The sequence below is a fragment of the Pseudomonas sp. genome (assembly GCF_050739655.1).
Lineage (GTDB): Bacteria > Pseudomonadota > Gammaproteobacteria > Pseudomonadales > Pseudomonadaceae > Aquipseudomonas.
In genome coordinates, this window is sequence record NZ_JBOIBY010000067.1 from 1 (window position 1) to 5,555 (window position 5,555).

Consider the following 5,555-nt stretch of genomic DNA (forward strand, 5'->3'; position numbering starts at 1 on the left):
GCTTTTTGCTTGTCTCGAAATGCCAGCCCATCAGAAGGCGCCAGGTCTGTGCCAATAAAATCCGAGGGAAGTGTTCGAGAATATGCTTCGGGAGCTTTTCAGCAAGGAGATCGGCGCTGGATTCATTTCCGAAAATAGAGTCGCAGTGGGCGTCCATTATTTCCGCAGCACGCATCGGGTCGCCAGCACTAAGCGCATGGTTGAAGGCTTCGACATAGTGGCCGTTGTCTGCAAACCAATCGCTGGCTCTTCGATTGAGCTGCTCAAATTGACCCGGGTTGCTTTCACGTAAATGACGACGCAGGAACTCCGCGAACAAAGGATGGTACCGATACCACCGCTGTTCTTCATCCATCGGTAGCAAGAACAGACCTTTGGTTTCGCACTCTCGCAGAAGCTCCAGGCCGTCGTTGCGCGACGTCAGGAAATTGCAGAGAGGGATGCTTAATCGATCAAGAATCGCGCTCTGGAGAAGGAAGTTCTGAATGGACTGTGTTTGCCGGGATAGCACGTCCTGAAGGAAGAAATCGGCAAACTGTCGACGCTCTCCAGTGAAGTTGGCAAGGTTTTCGAGTAGATCAGGATCCCGCTGGAGCAGCATTGCGGCCAGCTTCAGGCCGCCAGCCCAGCCTTCCAAGCGAGTTTCGAGAATGTCCAGTTGGGCTTGATCCAGCTGCCCAATTCCGTGCCGCTCCATGAGCTTTGCCGTCTCGGACTGAGTAAATTTCAGATCCCTCGAGCCTACGTCATATACCTGACCGTGCATCCGCTGGCGGGCGACCGACATGCATGGTTCGCCGCGAAACGAAAGAATGTAATGAAGCCCTGGAGGAGCGTGGTCAACCAGCATCGAAAGCGCTCGTACAGAGTCGCTACCAGCGAGGTGATGAACGTCGTCTACAAAAACGTAGAGGGGAGTAGGCTGCGTCCGAATGAGCTTAATGGTTGAGCTGAAGGCTTGCTGCAGGTTTTTTTCTCCGATACGGGAGAGCTGCTCTATCAATAGCTCCGGGGTTTCAGCTAATTCCAGGGCACCCTTCAAGTGGGCGATGAAAATCGGCAAGTCTCGGCTGTCAGCATCGAGAGACAGCCACGCCGCCTTTTGGTGATGCTGCTTCAGCCAATGATACTGCTGGGCCATAAAACAGGTTTTGCCATAGCCAGGAGGTGACTGAATCAGCGCCAAGACAGCATCACCAGAGTCACCAAAGCGCTTGGAAAGTCGGGAACGGCAGATTAATCCTGTGGTTTCAGGCGGCTGCAGGCGGGATCCTAAAAGGAATACCTGGATAGCATCATTGTTGCTGCTGTCAGCGTGTAAAAGAGCTCTGGACATGGGCTTGGAGCCTCTAAAATCTGAGCCGATTCTTCGGCCTCTTGTACATTGTTTTGCTTGTCGCCAATTGCAGGCTGGGCGGTTATGCCACATAAAGTGTCAGGTAACACTCTTATCTCTGAAAGGGCGGAGACTGTCTAGTTTAGCTGCTGAATGGAAGGTACAAGGTGTAATGGCGATGGCCAAGGGCGACAAGGTCATGGAATAGCAGGCTGATCATGGAAGACTCCTTGCTGTGATATCCATCGTCACTTTTGAAGCACCGCTCCAGTAAGCGGTGCTTCATATAGCATCATGCGTTGTGTTCGGCTTCCCAAGCTTTGATGGCTTCGCTAGCTACTCGGAACGCGGCTAGAGCCAATGGGACACCACCGTAGATTGCGGCCTGCATAAGCACAGCTCGAATTTCCTCTTTGGTGACACCATTTGTGAGAGCGCCTTTTACGTGCACGCCCAGCTCGTGATGCTGGCTCATGGCTGTGAGCATCGCAATGTTGATGATGCTACGAGTCTTAAACGGGAGAGCTTCATCGCCCCAAATAGCGCCCCAGCAATACTCGGTGACAAGAGCTTGCATCGGCTTGTTGAACTCGTCAGCTGCTGCCCACGATTTTTCAACATGGATATCACCTAGCACGGCCTTCCGGTTGGCAAAGCCTTTCTCAAACAGTTCGTTGTTCATGGTGTCTCGCTTGATTACGGTTTGGGACGGGTGGGTACTTCAACGCCAGCCCACTGTTCGAACAGGCAGACGATGCGGGTGAAGTCAGCGTTGTCGCCATAAGCTGCACGGGTCATGTTGAGGACTTGTCGTACGGCACTGCCAACGGGCATCGGTACACCCATGGCTTCTGCCTCGTCTAGGCACAAACGAGTGTCCTTGAGCGAGAGGCCAGTGGTGAACCCAAAGTCGAAGGTTCTAGGAAGAACTGCACGCGGAAGCTTGTCGGCCGTCGCACTGTTTCGGCCGCTGCCAGCGTTGAAGACATCGAGCATAATCTGAGGATCAAGCCCTGCCTTAACGCCCATGACGAGAGCTTCTGACGACACTGCCAATGCCGTCAGCGAGACGAGGTTATTAACCAGCTTCATGGTCTGGCCAAGACCAGGCGCCTCACCGCAAAAAATCAGTTTTCCGAGGTTATCCAGGATCGGTTTAACTTCGTCATAGATAGCTTTAGGGCACGAAGCCATGAGAGCGAGGGTGCCCTTCGCAGCTCCTGCTGCGCCGCCACTCACAGGGCAGTCAACAGCGACAATGTCATTTTTTTCGAGACTTTCGGCGACCAGCTTGGCGGTGCGAGGCCCTGTGGTGGAAAGATCAACGAAAATGCGGACTTTACTTCCGCTGCTTACTCCTTGATCACCTAGCGCAACCTTCTGAACTACATCAGGAGTAGGCAGGCTTGCGAAGACAATTTCCGCTTGCGATGCAACGGAGGCAGGGCTGTCGGCGCGTTTTGCTCCAAGCGCAACAAGGCGGTCTACAGTTGCCTCATTTAGGTCGAATACAGTTAGGTTCAGACCTGCTTGTGCCAAGCGAGTGGCCATAGGCTCACCCATGGTGCCGAGGCCGATGAATCCGATACTGAGTTGTGACATTTTTTTCGTGTCTCCTCGAGGTAGTCAGCTAGCCAGCCAGCCGCCATCGACCGGTAGCATCGCTCCAGTGATATCGGTGCCCGAATGGCCACAAAGAAAAACAATGAGATCGCCAACATGTGTGGCATCGTTGAAACGACCGGACGGTTGTTTTCCGGTCAGAAATTGACGAACCGCGTCCTTCTCACTCAGTTGGGCCTGCTCTTTCAGTTCGTCTACACGAGCTGCGATCGAAGGCGTTAGGGTCGAGCCTGGTGAAATGGCATTGCAGGTAATTCCGAAGTCAAGATTCTCGAGAGCAACAACGCGGGTGAAACCGAGGAGCGCGCTCTTTGTCGTTACATAGTCGACCCTGTTCGGAGCACCACGTACTCCGTAGATCGATGTCATGTTGAAAATGCGTCCCCAGCCCTGCAGGCGCATCTCAGGGAGCGCAAGTCGGGTTGCATGGAAAACGGCAGACAGATTGACTGCTAGAGCACGATTCCAAGCATCGACGGGGAGTTCGTGTACCGGGGCGAAGTGTCTGGCCACTGCGTTGTTGACCAGAATATCGATGCCGCCCAGTCGGGCTTGCGCAATACTGACTAATTCTTCAACACCGGCTTCGGTACTCAGATCTGCTGCAGCGTAACTGACTTCAACGCCGTGTCGTTCTTGCAGGTTTGCGCACAAAGCGCTGAATTCGTCGGCTGGAGCTCTTCCGTGTAAGACGATGCTGCAGCCGGCCGCTGCCAGGGCTTCACCAATGGCTAGACCAAGTCCTGCTGTAGAGCCTGTGATTAGAGCGCGCTTGTTTTTCAGAGGCTTCATTTTCCGAGGCCCCCAAGTAAATCGGTGCTGCAGGCAACTGAGTTTGGAGTCTGGCTAGGGGCCTTGGCCGGCGCCCATGCACAATGCCCTTTAAGCATTTCTTACGCCCTCTAATTTTTGTCGGCGGCAGCAAGGCAGAGCTTGCCGTACTCATTTGTGGGGTCAGAGTTGCGCGCATGCGTTGGATAGGCACCTGCCGAAAGATAGTGAAGGAATGAACGCGGCATTCCTGCCGTTGGATAGGTGCATGCCTTTCGTTGGTTCTCATAACGTCTTGTACTGCTTGAGTCTGCCTGGAGATGCTGCATGGATAATTGCGCTGCCATGACCAAAGAGGTGCGGGCGGTAACTCAATTGATCGCTGAGTTTGTGTACGCAACTGAATGGGCTGATTTGCCCGACGAGGTACGTCACGAAGCCAAGCGCGCTCTGATCAACTACTTCGCTGTGGCATTTGCTGGATGCAAGGATTCAGATATCGACACTGCAATGAAGCTGCTCAAGAGCCTTCATCCTGGCGGTCGAGGAGGGTTTGTTGGGCGCTCAGAAGCCCTGGTAATGCTTGACGCCGCTGCTCTGAATGCGATGAGTGCAAATGTCTACGATTACGACGACACCCATATTCCGACAATCATCCATCCCACTGGGCCGGTTGCCTCTGCGCTTTTTGCGTTGGCTGAAGAGACAAAAATCTCGGGCGAGCAGTTACTGCTCGCACTAGTGTTGGGGATGGAAATTGAGTGCCGTCTGGGTAAGGCGCTTCACCCTTGGCACTACCAACGAGGCTGGCATATAACCTCAACCTGCGGCGTATTTGGAGCGGCTCTGGCTGCCGGAAAAGCCATTGGACTAGATGTTCGTCAGTTGGCATGGGCCATTGGAAATGCCAGTGCGCAAGCTTCGGGTCTCGTTGAGACTCTGGGGAGTGCAGCGAAAAGTCTGAGTGTTGGAAATGCTCCAAGAAACGGACTACTGTCGGCATTGTTAGCGCAGAGAGGGTTTGCGGGCCCTGAGTGCCCTCTGGAGGGCACGCGAGGATTCCTCCAGGTGATGAGTGATTCTCCAAAGTTTGACGAGCTGACGCACGAGTTGGGAGGCTCATGGGCGGTGTTGGCCAACACCTATAAGCCCTATCCTTGTGGGGTGGTGTTAAATCCGGTCATTGAGGCCTGCATCGCATTGCGTGCAGACAAGAGTTGGACATATGGCCAGGTGTGTCGGGTAGAGCTGATTGGTAATCCTTTGTTGCGAGAGCGTACAGATCGTCCGCACATCAAGCTTGGGCGGGAGTCTCAAGTAAGTGCGCAGCATGCTGTTGCCATTACCTTGGCGACGGGAATGGCAGGCCTAGATCAGTTCAGTGATGCTGCCGTGGCAGATCCGGTTTTGCGGGCAACGTACCCGTTGGTAGACTTCTACGATGATCCTGACTGTTCTGTTGAGTCGGCGACGGTGAGAGTCCTCTTGGACACTGGGCGGTATCTTGAGCACCGTGTTGCTTCAGCAAAAGGGGGGTTGATGGCGCCGCTTTCTGATTCTGACTTGGTAGAAAAGCTAACCATCCTCGCTAAACGAAGTGGGAGTACCATCAACGTCGAAGCGTTGGTAGAAGCAATCTGGTCGTTGGATAGGAGCGAAAATGCGGGGGCTGTTATGACCCTTGCTACGGAAAGGTAAAAAAAGGCCACCGAAACAGACTGTGTGAAAACGCACTAAAGGCCAGCCCAATAAACGCCCCGACTTGTTCGGGGCGTTTGTTTTTGTGCGGGCAACAGACGAAAAAGGGCCTTTCAGCCCATTAGCG

Annotated in this window: 5 protein-coding genes; 1 reads left to right on the forward strand and 4 read right to left on the reverse strand. The window is 53.8% G+C overall.

Going from position 1 to position 5,555, the window contains the following annotated elements:
* From ACRESJ_RS03600 to ACRESJ_RS03615, 4 genes are all read right to left on the reverse strand, one after another.
* A partial coding sequence (locus ACRESJ_RS03600; protein WP_431756676.1) for a hypothetical protein occupies positions 1 to 1,336 on the reverse strand: 1,336 nt, incomplete at its 3' end.
* 292 nt (positions 1,337 to 1,628) lie between these two features.
* Positions 1,629 to 2,018: a carboxymuconolactone decarboxylase family protein gene (locus ACRESJ_RS03605; protein ID WP_431756677.1), complete on the reverse strand. Its 390-nt coding sequence runs from the start codon at positions 2,016 to 2,018 to the stop codon at positions 1,629 to 1,631.
* 14 nt (positions 2,019 to 2,032) lie between these two features.
* Positions 2,033 to 2,938, reverse strand: coding sequence for an NAD(P)-dependent oxidoreductase (locus tag ACRESJ_RS03610; protein ID WP_431756678.1), 906 nt, complete (start codon positions 2,936 to 2,938; stop codon positions 2,033 to 2,035).
* A 24-nt stretch (positions 2,939 to 2,962) separates the two neighbouring features.
* Entirely contained in the window at positions 2,963 to 3,751 is a 789-nt protein-coding gene (locus ACRESJ_RS03615; RefSeq protein WP_431756679.1) for an SDR family NAD(P)-dependent oxidoreductase, read from the reverse strand.
* A 306-nt stretch (positions 3,752 to 4,057) separates the two neighbouring features.
* Between ACRESJ_RS03615 and ACRESJ_RS03620 the strand changes: the two genes are divergently transcribed.
* Positions 4,058 to 5,428, forward strand: a complete 1,371-nt coding sequence (locus ACRESJ_RS03620; RefSeq protein WP_431756680.1) for an MmgE/PrpD family protein — start codon at positions 4,058 to 4,060, stop codon at positions 5,426 to 5,428.
* Positions 5,429 to 5,555: the final 127 nt, after the last annotated feature.

Excerpts from the sequence above, each read along its gene's own strand:
- ACRESJ_RS03605 (WP_431756677.1), bottom strand. The coding sequence starts at position 2,018 with ATGAACAACGAACTGTTTGAGAAAGGCTTTGCCAACCGGAAGGCCGTG.
- ACRESJ_RS03610 (WP_431756678.1), bottom strand. The coding sequence starts at position 2,938 with ATGTCACAACTCAGTATCGGATTCATCGGCCTCGGCACCATGGGTGAG.
- ACRESJ_RS03615 (WP_431756679.1), bottom strand. The coding sequence starts at position 3,751 with ATGAAGCCTCTGAAAAACAAGCGCGCTCTAATCACAGGCTCTACAGCA.
- ACRESJ_RS03620 (WP_431756680.1), top strand. The coding sequence starts at position 4,058 with ATGGATAATTGCGCTGCCATGACCAAAGAGGTGCGGGCGGTAACTCAA.